Below are 17094 nucleotides of genomic sequence, written 5' to 3'. Positions count from 1 at the left end.
TTTAAGCGAACAGCTGTTACTTTTTATTTTTACTGTTTTCAATATATGCATTTACTAGTTGCTCTTTCTTGGCTTTTGTAAACTTCTTCAGTTGGTATTCACGGCGACTTGCTTCTTGTCTGTTGGGCTGACGCTCAGAGTAAGCTAAATGAACGGGACGGCGAACACGTGTATATTTCGCACCTTTTTTGTTGCACTTATTATGCTCAATTAAACGTCGTTCAAGTGAAGTAGTGATACCTGCATATAGGCTACTATCTGCACATCTGAGTAAGTATACGTACCACATAGTCTATTTAGTTTAAAAAATTTCATTGCTATCATCGCAATTTTTCAGCTGCTATTCGAGATAAAAATGAATTAGTACTAGCTGATGGTATTTGATTTTTATATTATGAGCGCCATAAGTAATGGTGAGTCGAATTATGCAACAAATAGAAATAGGTGCGCTACGAAAAATGCGTGCACAATTATCTGCTGACGGCAGTGTGCAATATCGTATGGTGATAGGTGAACAAGAAGTAGAACTAAATTCACTTATTGGCAAGCATATATCCTTACATCATAGTGGCCACATCGATTGTCAACATTGTGGTAAGAAAACCAAAAAAAGCTATTCTCAAGGGTATTGCTTTCCTTGTATGCAGAAACTTGCACAATGCGATATGTGTATTATGAAACCTGAAACCTGTCATTTTGAGCAAGGAACTTGCCGTGAGCCAGAATGGGGGGAAAGCAATTGTTTTATACCGCATTATGTCTACCTAGCGAATACCTCAGGGTTAAAGGTTGGTATTACTCGCCATAGTCAGATACCAACACGTTGGATCGATCAAGGTGCAACCCAAGCACTTCCCATATTTAAAGTAAGCACTCGTTTACAGTCAGGTCTGGTTGAAATAGCGCTTGCTGAATTTATTGGTGATAAAACTAATTGGCGTGCGATGCTAAAAGGGAGTGCTGACGCTGTCGATCTAAAAGCGATAGCCCAAGAGTTAAAACCTAAAATTGCAGAGAAACTAGCGGATTTAGCATTGAAATACGGCGAAGATGCCATTATCGAATTAAATGAAGATGTTGTTAATTTACACTTTCCGGTTGAGCAATATTTAACAAAGATTTCGTCATTCAATTTTGACAAAACTCCTGAAGTGTCTGGCCAGCTAATGGGCATTAAAGGACAATACTTAATTTTCGATACAGGTGTGATTAATATTCGAAAGTTTACTTCTTATCATGTTAGTTTGCAGATAATTTAATTATTCCGTTTATAATTAGGTTCGATAGACTAAACTTTAATTGAATAGTTAAACAAAACATCTGAGTTAAGTAAGTAGGTAGTATTTTGAACTTCGTGCTGAAAGTTTAGTTATTATAACTATACATATCCAAGCTACTTATAAGTGCAGGTTCAGCACTAAGATAGGAAATAAGCTCAAGGTATCGTACGTAGATAATAATTAGTAGGTTAGGACTCGACGATATGTCATATAAGGAAGCGAAAAATCAGCTTATGGTGGGAATATAGTGATGAATGTAAATGATTATAGCGAACAGGCCAGTGAATGTTTCGTGCTTTCTGATTCTTTTATTCGCATCAAAGAATTAATCGATGATGAAAACTCAACCATTGATGATATTGCTGATGTCATCTTGTTGGATCCTGCGCTTGCTGGCACTATCTTAAAATTGGCCAATAGTTCATTTTTTAACTACCCAGGTAAAATAGACACTGTTTCCAAAGCAGTTCTCGTTTTAGGTATCACTGAAGTTTATAATTTAGTTATTGCTTTTTTCACTAATAAAGCCTTTAAAAATATTTGCGCTGAGCCAGACTATTTAGATGACTTTTGGTGTAAAAGTGTTGATTGTGCACTGATCATTAAATATATCGGAGGAAAGCTGGGCATTCCAAATGCTGAGCGGCTATTTATTTTAGGTTTATTACACAATTTGGGAGAGTTAGTTGTTCAGCAGTTAGCAACGGAAAAAGTTATTGCAGCCAACTCATTTGCTAAAGATGAATTACCGTGGCTAAAACAGGGTGAAGTATTGGGTTTTACTTTTGGTGAATGTTCAGCTGAACTATTAAAAAAATGGCAATTGCCGTTTACTATTATTGAGCCTATTCGTAATCAAGACAATGATGATTTCCAACAAAGCAATGACGAAAGTAAACTGCTATATATCGCTAAACGCATCATGCTGTGTAATTATAGCTGTTGTGATCACCCCATTGAATTACTATTAACTGAAGAGGCCTTACAGCAGTTGCCTATTGATCAAAGTATGTTACAAGGGGCAAGTCATTTTTGTGAACTTGAGCGTTTAACTATTTTATCTATCCTAAATCCAAATGCGTCAATGGTTTATTAGCTAACCATTGATGATTCAAATACCTCTTCTAGATGCAGAGTAACTTAACGTTATTCGTACCTGTATATATTTTCTAAATACTGATAACACGCTTACCAAGATAAACTCTCTTGGTAAGCGTGTTAAAATCAATGGTTTTTTTTTACCTGCACCAACAGTTAACAAAGTCTGATTTTTACGCACTGTAATAGTGCGGCATTATATTTCTAATTTATATTATCTAATTGTTTTTTAAGCCTAATTTTATTTGGCACGAGGATTGATAACTAATATTCAAGATAAAATAAGGATAATAAAATGAAATTAGTTAGTGCAATTATAAAGCCCTTTAAACTAGACGATGTCAGAGAAGCCATTTCTGAAATTGGTGTCGAAGGATTAACCGTCAGTGAAGTGAAAGGCTTTGGTCGTCAAAAAGGTCATACCGAGCTATATCGTGGTGCGGAATATCAAGTTGATTTTCTACCAAAAGTGAAGCTTGAAATAGCGGTCAATGATGACATTGTTCAGCGACTTGTTGACGCTATTAGTCAAGCAGCCCACACCGGAAAGATTGGTGACGGCAAAATATTTGTTTATGACCTTGAGCAAGCAGTACGTATTCGTACTGGCGAACAAGACGTAGAAGCGATATAGGAGCAAGATAATGGAACAAAATATTTTTCAACTTCAGTATGCCATGGATACTTTTTACTTCCTGATTTGTGGTGCTCTAGTGATGTGGATGGCAGCGGGATTTTCCATGTTAGAAGCGGGTTTGGTACGCGCTAAAAATACCACTGAAATTTTAACTAAGAATGTCGCGCTTTATGCCATTTCTTGCATGATGTACTTATTTGTCGGTTACGACATTATGTATGGTGGCGGCATGTTTTTATCTGGTATCGAAACGGTCGATCCAGCGAAAGTATTAGCTGATTTTTCTGCGCGAGAAGATGGCTTTACCGGTGCGGCAATATACTCAGCGGCGTCTGACTTTTTCTTCCAGGTAGTATTTGTTGCCACGGCAATGTCGATTGTTTCTGGCGCAGTTGCTGAACGTATGAAGTTATGGGCATTTTTAGCTTTCGCAGTAGTGCTGACCGGTGTTATCTATCCGATGGAAGGTAGTTGGACATGGGGTGGTAATTCGGTGTTTGGTCTTTATATATTAGCTGATTTAGGTTTTTCTGACTTTGCTGGCTCAGGGATTGTCCATATGGCTGGCGCTGCGGCTGCACTAGCAGGGGTTTTGCTACTAGGTGCTCGTAGAGGAAAATACGGCGCTGATGGTCGAGTTAATGCTATTCCAGGTTCAAACTTACCAATGGCAACGTTAGGTACATTCATTTTATGGATGGGTTGGTTTGGCTTTAATGGTGGCTCAGTATTAAAGCTTGGTGATATTGCCAGTTCCCATTCAGTCGCTATGGTGTTTCTCAACACTAATGCAGCAGCTGCAGCAGGCGCTGTAGCCGCATTAGTGTTAGCTAAATTACTCTTTAAAAAAGCGGATTTAACCATGGCGTTAAACGGCGCTTTAGCTGGATTAGTAGCAATTACTGCAGAGCCATCAACACCTACGCCTATGCAAGCAACCTTGTTTGGTGCTATTGCAGGTATTGTTGTTGTGTTTTCAATTATCAGTTTAGATAAATTAAAAATTGATGATCCAGTCGGTGCTCTTTCTGTGCATGGTGTAGTCGGATTATTAGGTCTGTTATTGGTCCCAGTGACTAACAGTGCATCAACCTTTACCGGGCAATTGATTGGTGCGGTAACTATTTTCATCTGGGTATTCTCAACGAGCTTAGTCGTTTGGTTTATTCTCAAGCAAGTGATGGGCATTAGAGTTAGCGCCGAAGAAGAGTATGAAGGGGTTGATAAATCAGATTGTGGTATGGAAGCTTATCCTGAGTTTACCCGTGGATAGTTAAGGGATTGATATAGAAATAGTGCTCTTAAAATCATTATTTACTGAAAATTAAATTACGATTTTTGATAATAAGTTGATGTATACTTTTATAAAGTTAAGTTAAGTTAAGTTAAGTTAAGTTAATTTAGGTTGTTATATGTCTAAACTTTTGAGTATTTTACCAAAAGCACTACTAGTTGCATTGATTGTCGGTAGTGTTTTGAATCTAATCAATCAATTTAGTGCTATTTTTGGTGATCAAATACTAAAGCTTATTCCTTTGTGTTTATCTTATGTTGTTCCATTTGTTGTCTACTCAGTTGGTAGGCTTAGCAACAGCCAACCTAAAGAATTGGCTGTTGAACAAGTTAATCAGGTTTTTGATTTCACGGAATTTAAGCAATTACAACAATTAGGCACACAAGTATCGACAACCGCAAGTAAAGTTAACAAGGCTTCTAAAGCCAGGGTTGAATTTGCTGAAAAAACTCAAGAAAATGCCAATGAGGTTTCATTGGCTGCGGGTAACATTGAAGTTTATACCGATAAACTTATGATAGGGCTGGCTAGTTTTGATGGTGATTTTTCGCAGTTAACAACGCAAGTCAATGATTTGGTTGAGCAAGCGACGCAAGCCTCTAGCTGGGCCACTGAGCTATCAGAGAAGATCAGAGAATTTAAGCAGCAATTTAATTCAATAAATACTATCGCTACCACCATTACTGCTATTTCAGATCAAACTAACTTACTCGCTTTAAATGCAGCAATAGAAGCTGCAAGAGCTGGTGAAGCTGGGCGTGGTTTTGCTGTTGTAGCGGACGAGGTCAAAGTGTTAGCTCAAAAGGCAGGTGAAAGTGCTAGTGAAATTAATAGCTTGATTAAAGTGCTCTCTATTACGGAGTCTGAGTTATCGACACGCTCGGTACAATTTGCGGAAGATATGTCATCGACATTAGAAAGTAATAGCAAAGGCGAAGAAGGCGCAATCAATTTGGCAAAGTTAGCTTCAATAAAAATATTGGAGTTTAATGATTTAGGCTCTAAAGTGAGTGCATGTACTAAAGAGCAACTATTGATGTTATCAGCGATGAAAGAAAGCATGGGAATTATTATTGACGGCGCACAATCTGCTGTTCAAGGCTCATCGAATAACATTAAAGTGGGTAATGAGTTAAGTGAGCGACTTAACACGTTAGCAAAACCATTCGTTTAATTTTTTTCGGGTTCAATTCCTTGCTGTTTTGGGGCGCGCTAACAGACATACAATTGGTACAATATAATGGTGTTGATGCATTACTTAGTTTTTCTAATCAAATATAGAAAGACAATATTTGTTTTTAAAGTAGATGAAAAATATTTTTAGAAATTGAAAAACTATGAAACTAAGTCTAGTGGGATGGATGCTGATTGCAAACATGTTTATTTTTAGGGTAATCAGGTCTGACTTATTATGTTACTGAACTTGCTATCATGATCGAAAGCTCAACTACTTGGCATATTCTGAAAGAATGTCATGAAGTTAAGCACTTTGTGAGGCACTAAATTTGGTTGAATGGGCTTCCCACTTATATTGTAAGTAAATATAGCGATAAATCAATAACCAGAAATTATGTTCAGAATAAATACCGCGATATACGATATATGCTCCTGACCTGCGTATGATACTTTTCTCTTTGAATTTAGGTGGTTCATTAATAAGCTTTTAAAGTTGCCAATTGATATGAAATAACATTGATTAGTAACTAAAGAGAAAGAAATGCTGTCATCGTCAATAAACTGTGTAAAATTACCTCATTAATTAAAATGTTTATAAGTGGATAACTTTATGGCTAGAGAGCAGTTTGGTGTTTGTGCAGAGCCAAGCCTTCACGGGTACTATTTATTATTTAACGCTTTAGATGACAATAATTCATTTATTCGTCAGGCGCTATCACACTTACCTGCATTATTTGATAAATATGCTGATCGTTTTTCTGAAGCTAATCTTGCTGGTGTTATTGCTATAGGGACTAATTATTGGGACGAAATCTATCCAAAAGGTCGCCCTAAACATCTAAGACCGTTTCCTGAGATGGCCTCAGATGATCGCATTGCGCCAATATGTAATTACGATATTTACATTGAAATTCGTAGTGATCGTGGAGATGTAAACCATATTGTTGCGACGAAAGTCTGTGAGTTGTTGGCAGATAGCGTTGAATTAGTTGAGCAAGTCCGTGCATTTCGCTTTTTAGATGGTAGAGATTTAACGGGTTTTGTTGATGGGACGGAAAATCCACAAGGGTATCACCGTCGTGAAATTGCGTTAATAAACGAAGAACAAGACGCAGAGTTTTCCGCAGGCAGCTATCTTCATATTCAGCGTTATCGCCATAATTTAAACTTGTGGAATTCTCTAGAGGTCAAAGACCAAGAAGATGTATTTGCTCGTACTAAAGTAAACAATGAAGAATATTCAGAAGAAAATAAAGCGCCAACTTCACATATCAAGCGTGTCAATCTGAAAGATAGTGACGGTAAAAGTATTGAAATATTACGTCAAAGCATGCCGTATGGTGATATGAAGCTACAGGGGTTATTCTTTGTTTCTTATTGCCATTCGCCAGAGCCATTTGAATTAATGTTAGCGAGTATGATTGTTGGCGATGAAAACGGCCATAGTGACCATATGCTTAAATATACCCAGGCTGAAACTGGTGCCGCTTTTTTTGTTCCTAGCTTGAATGTCTTGGCAGAGCTTGGCAAATAGCTCAACAAATTAAATAGTCATTCATAATAAAAAAACCTGGGGCTTGCTCAGGTTTTTTAATTTAGATATCTCAACTCAGATTTTTAAGAAAAAGGTCTTCAAGCTTAGCTATTGTTAACTTTATTTGCGTAACATCTGTCGGGGCAATGAAAATAGTGTCATCGCCAGCAATAGTACCTAGTACACCATCACTTTTGCTTAAGCTATCTAGTAAACGAGCAATTAACTGAGCTGCACCAGGACTAGTACGAATAATGATCATGACATCATTGTGCTCAATATCTAACACCAGCTGTTTAAGCGGACTTTTAGCGGTTGGCATGCCTAATTCTGCAGGTAAACAATAAACCATTTCTTGGCGAGCGTTACGGGTGCGCACGGCGCCAAACTTACTCAGCATACGAGAAACTTTTGACTGACTAATGTTTTCAAAACCCTGTGTTTTTAACGCTTCGGCAATATCGCCTTGCGAGCTGAATTGTTCTTGCTTTAATAGGTCTTTAAAGGCTTGTACTAAGGCTTCTTGCTTTTGTTGTCCGCTCATAATCATCCGTTAGTTATTGATCAATTATTTGTGCTGTTATGATTGCTCATTATAAAACTATTTGTGGTGATACTGAGTAGTATCATACCTAAGTATTATTTCACAATTTTTATTATACGTTATCCTTATAAGCCAATACAGATGAATAATCATTGTTTTTTGGCCACTTATGCTATATCTTTTGGCCAACAAAATATTACGTAATTACTCAAATTTCGGAGACATCAAATGAAAGTTGCTGTGCTAGGCGCTGCTGGTGGTATCGGCCAAGCGTTATCTTTACTATTAAAAACTCAATTACCTGCAGGGTCTGAGTTATCTTTATATGACGTTGCGCCAGTTGTTCCAGGTGTTGCCGTTGATTTGTCACACATCCCTACAGCAGTAAAAGTTGCTGGTTTTGGTGCTGATGATTTAGCTGCGGCTCTTTCAGGTGCAGATATTGTAATTATCCCTGCTGGTATGCCACGTAAGCCGGGCATGGATCGTGCGGATTTATTCGCTGTTAATGCTGGAATTATTAAAACTCTAGCAGAAGGCATTGTTGCCAACTGTCCTAAAGCATTAGTAGGCATTATTACTAACCCAGTAAACGGCACTGTGCCAATTGTGGCTGAAGTATTCAAAAAAGCGGGTACTTACGACAAAAATCGCGTATTCGGTGTAACAACATTAGATGTTATTCGTAGTGAAGCATTCATTGCTGAATTAAAAGGCTTGAATGTTTCTGAAGTTAAAATTCCAGTAATCGGTGGCCATTCAGGTACGACGATTTTACCACTTCTTTCTCAAGTTGAAGGTGTTACTTTCTCCGATGAAGAAGTTGCTGCATTAACTCCACGCATTCAAAATGCTGGTACTGAAGTTGTGAATGCTAAAGCAGGGGGCGGTAGTGCCACTTTATCAATGGGTGCAGCTGCAGCTCGCTTTTGCTTATCTTTAGTAAAAGGTTTACAAGGCGAAGATGTTGTTGATTATGCATACGTTGATGTTGAGAATGGTGATGCAGACTTTTTTGCCCACCCAATACGTTTAGGTAAAAATGGCGTTGAAGAAATCTTATCTTATGGTGCTTTAAGCGCATTTGAAGAAAAAGCTAAAAATGACATGCTTGAAACACTCAAGGCTGACATCAAAGAAGGTGTTGATTTTATCAACGGCTAATTTGTCTCAGTACAGTACAAAAAACCGCGTATGACGCGGTTTTTTATTGCCTAAATTTTGTTGAAGTGGTTAATATGTTGTCAGGGGGTTAAATTAGCGCTCAATTTACATTGAAAAGGAAGGTAAATGACAAATTCAACTAAACGAAAATGGCCGCTGATTCGTGAAAACTTAGTGTTTCAAATTAAGCTAACTTTGGATGCGGTAAGAGATTTATTGCTTAGCCCTGTAGCTATCACCTGTACCATTCTTGATTTAATTAAAGGTAATCGGTCAGGTGAAGGGTATTTTCAACGCTTGATGCAAATGGGGCATCAGACAGATGAATGGTTGAGTTTATTTGGTCACGATCCAACAAAAACTAAACAAAAGCATGATGATGCAAGTGCGGAGTCTATCGGAAAAGCTGATGATCTAGGTGCTGAAACTAACGATAAAATCCGTCGTGGCGTTGATAGCAAAATTGATCATTTATTTTTTAAAGTAGAAGAATTATTAAACGACCAACATCAAAAAGGCGATCTTACTTCGACAGCCAAGCAGAAAATTGACCATTACCTTGAGGGTATCATATCTAGTAGCCAAGCTAACTCTAAAGTGGTTCATGTAGAGAGTGAAGTATCATTAACACCCGACTCTCAAAGTTCATTCGCGCCTGATACTCAAAATAAGCGTGAGGATAGTTATGAAAACGAAAACAAACCACAGTAGTAAATTAGCGCATTAATGCACTAGAAACTTATACCTTCTTCTGTACTGATTCCTTACCCATAAACGATTTATTTACCGAAATTCAGCAGGCATCTTCTTTTGTCCTATCCATTTCAATGTTACTTTTCATTTTATGATTTGTATAATATATTGTATGCAATTAACTCTTGAGAACAATAAATTGAATATAACAAAAGAAAATCAGCTATGTTTATTAGTAACAGCTTCGATGTTATGCGCTACTCATGTAAATGCTGAAGAAGTAACTAACGAACGGCTTTCTGTTAATAAAGTACTTTCGCAAACTACTGATTGTAATGAAACAATTATTATTCGTTCGCAATCACTTAATAAAGAACAATTAACTGCTGTGTGTAAATTGCTTATTGTTCAAGAAAATAAGTTTCATCAAGTATTTAATACCAGAGGAAAACCGGTTGCCGATGATAATAACGAAAAAATGAGAGCAAATATTTATTCTAACCGTGATGAATTTGTGAAATACGCAACAGCACATTTTAATATGCCGACAAATAATGGCGGCATGTACCTAGAAGGCTATCCCGATAAAATCAATAACCAGGCTGAGTTTGTTGCCTATGAGCGTGCAGGGAAAATTTGGAATTTAAAGCACGAACATATTCACTATCTCGATGGTCGTTTCAATAAATACGGTGATTATTGTAATGGTTTGCATGATGATCATGCGGGGCCTGAGTTTTGTCCTAGCCCTAATTTGGCGTACCCACATATTGTATGGTGGGCTGAAGGCTTAGGGGAATATTTAGCTTGGGGAGAGAATAATCCTAAGGCAATAGCGTTGATAAAAGAAAAAAGTTTTGTGCTAAGTGAGCTGTTTAATACGAGTAGCAATGACAATGCTGGCTCTGATCGTGTTTATCGCTGGGGGTATTTAGCAGTGCGCTTTATGATGGAGCAACATCGAGATCTGATTGATGAAATGCTTGTTCATGTTCGAGATGGTAATTGGCAAGCTTATCAAGCGTTGTTAAAAAGCTGGAATACGAGTTTAGATACTGAATTTAGCCTCTGGTTAGCCACGTTAAATAAGGCTGCGAAGAGTCAATAGTATTTATTAAAGGTTATGGGTAAAATACTCATAACCTTAATTGATTTAATATTTTTTCGTACTAATTCTTATGCAAAATATTTCAGAACCGTTCAACTACCAATCAACCTTCGTTCTAGATAAGTCACACTTTAGTGAGTGTTATGAAGAATCAGTAACACCGCAGCCATTTTTTGCGCTTTATCTTAAAGCAATAGTGATGTTGCTCATTGGAGCAGGGTTAGTGCTGTTTTCAGAAGTTAATCCTTACGCTGCTTGGTTTATATTTTTGCTTGGCGTACTAGAAGTGGTGAGTACCTATTATCGTAAGCCTTGGTGGGTTATGCGCCAAATGCTAAGCAAAGTTGCTAAAGCGGAAGTGACCTTAGAAGTAACTGATGAGTATATTCGCACTTATTCTTTTTACAGCGACAATAAAATGCTCTACGACGATATTGACAGCATTGCCGCTACTGATAAGGGTTGGCTAATTGGCCATAAATCAGTGCGACATTACATCGCTAATCGTTGTTTGACTGAGCAAGTACAGTTATTCTTGAAGAATAAAGCTTGATCACATCAGGTATTATTTGATGTCAGCTCTTCTTCAAATAGCTCTGAATCGAGGTTAAATGAGAATAATTCTCAAAAACCTTGACAGTAAGTTCTATCTTCATTAGTCTGGCGCCAAATATATTGGTTAAATTCATTCCATTTTCTGAATTATTTAGGCGGACTTCATGTTAAATAAAATCTGGTATTCGTTCCTTGTTTTGGTAACGTTATTCGTTACAAGCCAAAGTGTGGCGGCAAGTGAAGAAGTTAATGTTTACTCTTATCGTCAACCATTCTTAGTTAAACCTCTTTTTGATGAGTTTACTAAAGAAAGTGGTATTAAAGTGAATGTTGTATTTGCTAAAAAAGGTATGGCTGAGCGATTAACTCGCGAAGGTGAATACAGCCCTGCAGATATTTTATTAACGACCGATATTAGTCGTTTAATTGAGTTGCATGATAAAGGCCTTCTGCAAGCAACTACATCAACTGAATTGGCGTCGGCAATTCCAGCACAGTTTAAAGCATCTGATGATACTTGGTACGCATTAACAACACGCGTGCGTAATATTTATTCAGCAAAACGCTTGGGCAAAATTGATTTTAACTATGAAGATTTAGCCGACAAAAAATGGCAAGGTAAAATTTGTACCCGCAGTGGTAAACATCCTTACAATGTTGCTTTAGTTGCGTCTATGATTGCTGAACACGGCGAAGCGGATACCTTAACTTGGTTAAAACAAGTAAAAGCCAATTTAGCTCGTAAGCCACAAGGTAGCGACCGCGCACAGGTACAAGCTATTCACCAAAAACTGTGTGATGTTTCGTTGGGTAACAGCTACTACTTCGGCAATATGTTAAAAGACAAAAAACAAAAAGTTTGGGCTGATGCTGTTCATATCAATTTCCCGAATCAAAGTAATCGTGGCGCCCATGTTAATATCTCCGGAATGGGCATGGCAAAATATGCACCGAATAAAGCTAATGCTTTAGCATTGATGAATTTCTTAGTATCAGAGCCTGCACAAAAAATGTATGCTGAAACTAATATGGAATATCCAGTACGTCCGGGCGTAAAAGCGTCTGATTTAGTGGCGTCATGGGGTAAGTTTAAAGCAGATAACTTGTCGCTAGAAACTATTGCTAAACAGCGTAAAGCCGCATTAGAATTGCTAGATAAAGCGAAATTTGATTTATAATTTATTAATTGGCGTATTTTTGAAGTTAATTTGTTGTGATAACAGGTAATAAAAGCACCAGCTGGAGATTCTTCAGCTGGTTTTTTGCATTAGCACTTATGGTGCCTGTATTGGTGATGGTGTTCGCTGGTATAAACGCCTCTACCGATCTATTTCTCCATTTATGGTCAACGGTATTACCGCAATACCTAAGTAATACCTTATGGCTTGGGCTATCTGTTGCTGCGCTGTCATTGTGCTTCGGTGTTCCCGCTGCAGCTTTGATAAGTCAAACCAATATCTTTATGGCTAAACAATTGCGATGGTTATTGATGCTACCGCTAGCAATGCCCGCTTATTTGGTTGCCTATCTTTATACTGACTTATTTGACTATGCTGGTCCTGTGCAACGCTTTTTTCGTGAGTGGTTTGGCTGGCAATCACCTAGTGATTATTACTTTTTCGATATTAGAACCTTAGGCGGTGCAGCGGTTGTTATTGCCTTGGTGTTATTCCCTTATGTTTATATGCTCACTCGTACAGCGTTTGAAAATCAAGATAGAAACCTATTACGTGCTAGTCGTTTATTAGGCTGCACAGAAAAGCAAAGTTTTTACCAAATAGCGCTGCCGCTAGCACGTCCTGCCATTGCTGTATCTTTAACCTTAGTGATCATGGAAACGCTGGCTGATTTTGCAACTGTGCAATACTTTGCGGTGAATACACTCACTACAGCTATTTATGATACTTGGTTGGGCTATGGTGATTTTGCAGCAGCTAACGCTTTAGCCAGCATGCTAATGTTGTTGGTATTGTTTGTGGTGGTCGCAGAACAAAAAGCACGGGCAGGGCAACGTCATCAATCAAGTCGACCTAATACACAACAAGAATTAAAGGTACTCTCAATGGGACAGCAAGTACTGGCGAGTATTTTTTGTTGGACCTTAGTCATTGCAGGTTTCTTATTACCGGTATTTTTATTGCTTGTCATGGCAATTGATTATGCTGACTATCAGCAACTATTAAGTTTAATCGACACGGGCGGCAACAGTATTAAAGTAGCTACTTATAGCGCTACTATTGCTACCTTAGTAGCGTTGCTTTTAGCGTTATTCCATCGGTTACACCATAGTAAATGGCGTATGTTACCTTTGCAAATATCGGGTTTTGGCTATGCAATACCAGGCACCGTATTAGCGATGGCAATGTTAGCGACTTTTGGACCGTTAGATCATGCGATTAACGCCATAGCTAAATTTTTTGAATTTAAAGCGCCTGGCTTAATTTTATCCGGTACTGTTTTTGCGATTATATTTGCTTATGTCGTCAGGTTTTCTGCTATTGCAAATGGTACAATTTCAGCAGGAATTGGCCAAATCCCTAAATCACTTGATTTAGCACCAGGGAGTTTAGGGGTTAAATTAGTGCCAACCGTACTACGGGTGCATTTACCTCTGTTAAAATCGTCAATATTGGTAGCGTGGTTATTAGTTTTTGTTGAAGCGATGAAGGAATTACCAGCAGTACTGTTACTAAGACCTTTTAATTTTGAAACCCTGAGTACGCAAATATACCAACTGATTTCAGATGAGCGTTTAGAACAAGGCGCGTTAGGCGCAATTTTAATCGTACTGTTTGGCTTATTACCGATTATTTTTCTAAATCGCCAAAAGGACAGCAAGTGAACGAACTGATCAAAATTGACAATTTAATGGTTAAGTTGCAAAACAAATCAATTTTATCTGACGTTGAACTGTCATTGAATAAAGGCGAAATATTAGGGCTTGTTGGCCCAAGTGGCTGTGGTAAAACTACGTTACTTAATACTTTGGCTGGTTTTATTGAGCAATCAGACGGTGAAATATGTATTCAGCGAGAAGACAATTCGCCATTGCTTATTTCTCAAGAGAATATGTTACCAGCGGAACAGCGCAATATAGGCATGATTTTCCAAGATTACGCCTTGTTTCCGCATTTATCAGTGACAGAAAATATTTGCTTTGGTATTAAGAAATTAGAAAAATCTGAGCAGCAGCAACGCTGCAAGGAACTATTAGCGCTACTTGAACTTGGTGAGTTTACTGATCGCTATCCGCATCAATTATCAGGCGGACAACAACAACGTGTTGCTATTGCGCGTGCGTTAGCACCACAGCCAAGTTTATTATTACTTGATGAGCCATTTTCAAATATTGATGCTAGATTGCGCAATGAGTTGATGATTGAGATCAGGCAGCTGTTAAAACGTTTAAACATGACCGCTATCTTTGTTACTCATAATAAAGATGAAGTGTTTACCTTTGCTGATAAAATTGCCGTAATGCACCAAGGCCATGTGTTACAGGTTGGCCCTCCAGCTTTAGTATGCCAACAACCAAATAGTTGGCAAGTGGCTGACTTTTTGCAGTTGGGAAGTTGGTTACCGGTGCAAACGGTTACTATTGAAAATGAGCAAAAATTCAAGTCCAATATTGGCTTATTAACGGCAGATGTTATTAGTAATGTCAGTGAATTGGTAACTAATCAAACGACGGAAAATGATAAGTACTATCAATTGTTAGTAAAACCGAATGATATTGCTTTATGCCCAGAGCAAAGCGCAAATGTCATTATTGAACATATTGGCGTTACCGAGCAGGGCTATCATTACTTGCTCAATAGTATTGAGCAATCTTCAGCATTATCATTTGTACAACTGAGTTTTTATAGCCAACAGTTGTTTAGTGTTGGCTCAGAGTTGTCAATTGAGTTGAAAGGCGAACTGTTTCTTTTGTATCCAACTGATTAGCTCCACAAATATGCAAAATTTGACCTTACTGTCGCTAATTTGTGACAGGTAAGAGGCAAATTTGGCGAAAAAAACTAATTTTTTTGTCAAACTTGGGCATCTGATCCACAAAAGCCCACTATTTCATCCACTTCCCTCCAAGCCTTTATTTTATAGGCGTTCCGCGCGATCAAATTACAAAAACTTTGCTTGACATAAGTTGACTTTACTCACTAAACTGTATCATTGTGGTGAAATGTGGGAAATAGTGGATCACGAGTGATCTCAAAACACTAAAGCGAATTATGTATAGAGGCGCAAGCGCAATAACGCTAGATAGTAAAAATCGAATTACGATACCTACGCGGTATCGCGAGGAGCTATTTGCCGATTGCCAAGGAAAAATGGTCTGTACAGTTGATATTCAGCATCCATGTTTATTGTTATATCCACTACCCGAATGGGAAGAAATAGAGTTAAAACTTTGTAACCTTTCGAGTATGAACTCACAAGAACGACTATTACAGCAAGTACTTTTGGGTAACGCTTCAGATTGTGAAATCGATAAAAGTGGCCGTTTATTAATTAACGGGCCTTTACGCCAGCATGCGGGACTTGAAAAAAGTTTAATGTTGGTCGGGCAATTAAGAAAGTTTGAAATTTGGACCGAAAGCGCATGGCAAGCTCAAATGCAGCAAGGTATTGCAAAAATTCAGTCGGGTGAAATTGAACTGACTGATCGCTTACTGGATTTATCTTTGTAATAAATCAGTAAATGACATTAATGAAAACAACTGGCGTTAACAAAATCTAATGCAACAAGATAAATCACATATTTCAGTATTGCTTGATGAATCGATCACCGGCTTGGCGATAAAGCCTGACGGTGTTTATATCGATTGTACTTTTGGGCGTGGCGGACACTCAGGTTTGATCTTAGATAACCTTGGGCCTAACGGACGTTTAATTGCAATTGATAGAGATCCTACAGCCATTGCAGCTGCAGAAAAATATGCAGACGATGATAGGTTTATGATTGAACATTTTGGTTTTGCTGATTTACAAAACATTGTTGAAAAGCACGAGCTGCTAGAAAAAATTGATGGCATATTGCTTGATCTTGGTGTGTCTTCACCGCAATTAGATGAAGCGGAACGTGGCTTTAGTTTTATGAAAGATGGTCCACTAGATATGCGTATGGACACCACGCGTGGACAAACTGCCGCAGAATGGTTGGCAGTGGCTGACGTGGAAGATATTACTTGGGTACTACGTACCTTTGGTGAAGAAAAGCACGCATGGCGAATTGCTAATGCCATTGTTGACGAACGTGAAGAAACGCCATTAACAAGAACAGGGCAACTAGCGCAATTAATTAAGAAAACAGCACCGCAACGAGAAATTAAAAAGCACCCAGCGACTCGTAGCTTTCAAGCTATCCGCATGTACATTAATAGTGAGCTAGAACAAATTGAAAAAGTGCTAGCAGCTTCATTATCTGTGCTTAAAACGGGTGGTCGATTAACGGTTATCAGTTTTCATTCATTGGAAGATCGTTTAGTAAAACAATTTATGAAAAAGCATTCACAAGCGAAAAAAGTGCCACGTGGATTGCCAATCAGTGAAGAAGAATTAAATAAAGGCAAGAGCTTAGCCTTAATCGGCAAAAAGCTTAAGCCAACAAAAAATGAAGTCTCAGAAAATGTGCGTTCACGCAGCTCGGTTTTGCGAGTTGCAGAGAGATTAGCGCGCTAGCAATGGTGCTTTAGAATGGCAACCAAGAATGTTGTGTTAGTTTCCGACATATGGCACGACATTCGACGCCATTTATTGATTTACGGAATTTTAGTATTGGTTGTTGGCTCAGCATTTGCGGTGATTTATTTCACCCATCTGAATCGACAAACCACCAGTGCAATTGAAGTGTTGTTAACAGAACGAGATGCGCTAGAAAATGAATGGCGTAATTTACTGTTAGAACAGAATAGTTTAGCTGAGCATAGCGCCATAGAAAGTAGAGCCGAGAAGCAACTTAATATGGCAAGACCGGGCGCAAGCTCGGAAATCATTATTAAATTGCCGTGAGT

The 17094-nt window shown here is 38.2% G+C and carries 18 protein-coding genes; 16 read left to right on the top strand and 2 right to left on the bottom strand.

The window, feature by feature from the left end:
• Positions 1–16: 16 nt before the first annotated feature.
• Complete coding sequence (locus tag B7C41_RS08655; protein ID WP_085298384.1) at positions 17–289, bottom strand: GIY-YIG nuclease family protein; 273 nt, start codon at positions 287–289, stop codon at positions 17–19.
• Between the two features lie 169 nt (positions 290–458).
• Between B7C41_RS08655 and B7C41_RS08650 the strand changes: the two genes are divergently transcribed.
• The 6 genes from B7C41_RS08650 (at position 459) to B7C41_RS08625 (ending at position 7019) form a co-directional block, all read left to right on the top strand.
• Positions 459–1259 (top strand): DUF2797 domain-containing protein, encoded by an 801-nt coding sequence (locus B7C41_RS08650; RefSeq protein WP_407919556.1) that lies wholly within the window; start codon positions 459–461, stop codon positions 1257–1259.
• A 271-nt stretch (positions 1260–1530) separates the two neighbouring features.
• Positions 1531–2376 carry an HDOD domain-containing protein gene (locus B7C41_RS08645; protein WP_085298382.1) on the top strand — a complete coding sequence of 282 codons (846 nt, stop codon included), beginning with the start codon at positions 1531–1533 and terminating at the stop codon, positions 2374–2376.
• A gap of 297 nt (positions 2377–2673) precedes the next feature.
• On the top strand, positions 2674–3012 hold the full coding sequence (glnK, locus tag B7C41_RS08640) for a P-II family nitrogen regulator (protein WP_085298381.1): 339 nt from the start codon (positions 2674–2676) through the stop codon (positions 3010–3012).
• A 10-nt stretch (positions 3013–3022) separates the two neighbouring features.
• A complete protein-coding gene (locus B7C41_RS08635) occupies positions 3023–4288 on the top strand; it encodes an ammonium transporter (RefSeq protein WP_085298380.1) in 1266 nt (421 codons plus the stop codon).
• Between the two features lie 139 nt (positions 4289–4427).
• A complete protein-coding gene (locus B7C41_RS20595) occupies positions 4428–5483 on the top strand; it encodes a methyl-accepting chemotaxis protein (protein ID WP_085298379.1) in 1056 nt (351 codons plus the stop codon).
• A 612-nt stretch (positions 5484–6095) separates the two neighbouring features.
• A complete protein-coding gene (locus tag B7C41_RS08625; RefSeq protein ID WP_085298378.1) occupies positions 6096–7019 on the top strand; it encodes a Dyp-type peroxidase in 924 nt (307 codons plus the stop codon).
• A gap of 70 nt (positions 7020–7089) precedes the next feature.
• Here B7C41_RS08625 and argR read toward each other — a convergent pair whose 3' ends face one another.
• Complete coding sequence (gene argR, locus B7C41_RS08620; protein ID WP_085298377.1) at positions 7090–7563, bottom strand: transcriptional regulator ArgR; 474 nt, start codon at positions 7561–7563, stop codon at positions 7090–7092.
• A gap of 228 nt (positions 7564–7791) precedes the next feature.
• On the opposite strand from argR, the gene mdh reads away from it, so the two are divergent.
• From mdh to ftsL, 10 genes are all read left to right on the top strand, one after another.
• On the top strand, positions 7792–8727 hold the full coding sequence (gene mdh, locus B7C41_RS08615; protein WP_085298376.1) for a malate dehydrogenase: 936 nt from the start codon (positions 7792–7794) through the stop codon (positions 8725–8727).
• A 126-nt stretch (positions 8728–8853) separates the two neighbouring features.
• On the top strand, positions 8854–9438 hold the full coding sequence (locus tag B7C41_RS08610; protein ID WP_085298375.1) for a hypothetical protein: 585 nt from the start codon (positions 8854–8856) through the stop codon (positions 9436–9438).
• 181 nt (positions 9439–9619) lie between these two features.
• Positions 9620–10528, top strand: a complete 909-nt coding sequence (locus B7C41_RS08605) for a collagenase (protein ID WP_235839654.1) — start codon at positions 9620–9622, stop codon at positions 10526–10528.
• Between the two features lie 70 nt (positions 10529–10598).
• On the top strand, positions 10599–11081 hold the full coding sequence (locus B7C41_RS08600) for a YcxB family protein (protein WP_085298373.1): 483 nt from the start codon (positions 10599–10601) through the stop codon (positions 11079–11081).
• A gap of 166 nt (positions 11082–11247) precedes the next feature.
• Positions 11248–12261, top strand: a complete 1014-nt coding sequence (locus tag B7C41_RS08595) for an extracellular solute-binding protein (RefSeq protein ID WP_085298372.1) — start codon at positions 11248–11250, stop codon at positions 12259–12261.
• A 35-nt stretch (positions 12262–12296) separates the two neighbouring features.
• On the top strand, positions 12297–13925 hold the full coding sequence (locus B7C41_RS08590) for an ABC transporter permease (protein ID WP_211279502.1): 1629 nt from the start codon (positions 12297–12299) through the stop codon (positions 13923–13925).
• Positions 13922–15028, top strand: a complete 1107-nt coding sequence (locus B7C41_RS08585) for an ABC transporter ATP-binding protein (RefSeq protein WP_143764335.1) — start codon at positions 13922–13924, stop codon at positions 15026–15028. The genes B7C41_RS08590 and B7C41_RS08585 overlap by 4 nt, the downstream gene beginning before the upstream one ends.
• Positions 15029–15312: 284 nt before the next feature.
• Complete coding sequence (gene mraZ, locus B7C41_RS08580) at positions 15313–15771, top strand: division/cell wall cluster transcriptional repressor MraZ (RefSeq protein ID WP_085298371.1); 459 nt, start codon at positions 15313–15315, stop codon at positions 15769–15771.
• A 49-nt stretch (positions 15772–15820) separates the two neighbouring features.
• On the top strand, positions 15821–16762 hold the full coding sequence (rsmH, locus tag B7C41_RS08575; RefSeq protein ID WP_085298370.1) for a 16S rRNA (cytosine(1402)-N(4))-methyltransferase RsmH: 942 nt from the start codon (positions 15821–15823) through the stop codon (positions 16760–16762).
• Between the two features lie 15 nt (positions 16763–16777).
• Positions 16778–17092 carry a cell division protein FtsL gene (ftsL, locus tag B7C41_RS08570; protein ID WP_085298369.1) on the top strand — a complete coding sequence of 105 codons (315 nt, stop codon included), beginning with the start codon at positions 16778–16780 and terminating at the stop codon, positions 17090–17092.
• Positions 17093–17094: the final 2 nt, after the last annotated feature.

This window comes from Cognaticolwellia mytili (assembly GCF_002104475.1).
Taxonomy (GTDB): Bacteria; Pseudomonadota; Gammaproteobacteria; order Enterobacterales; family Alteromonadaceae; genus Cognaticolwellia; species Cognaticolwellia mytili.
This window is presented reverse-complemented; position numbering and strand designations above follow the sequence as displayed.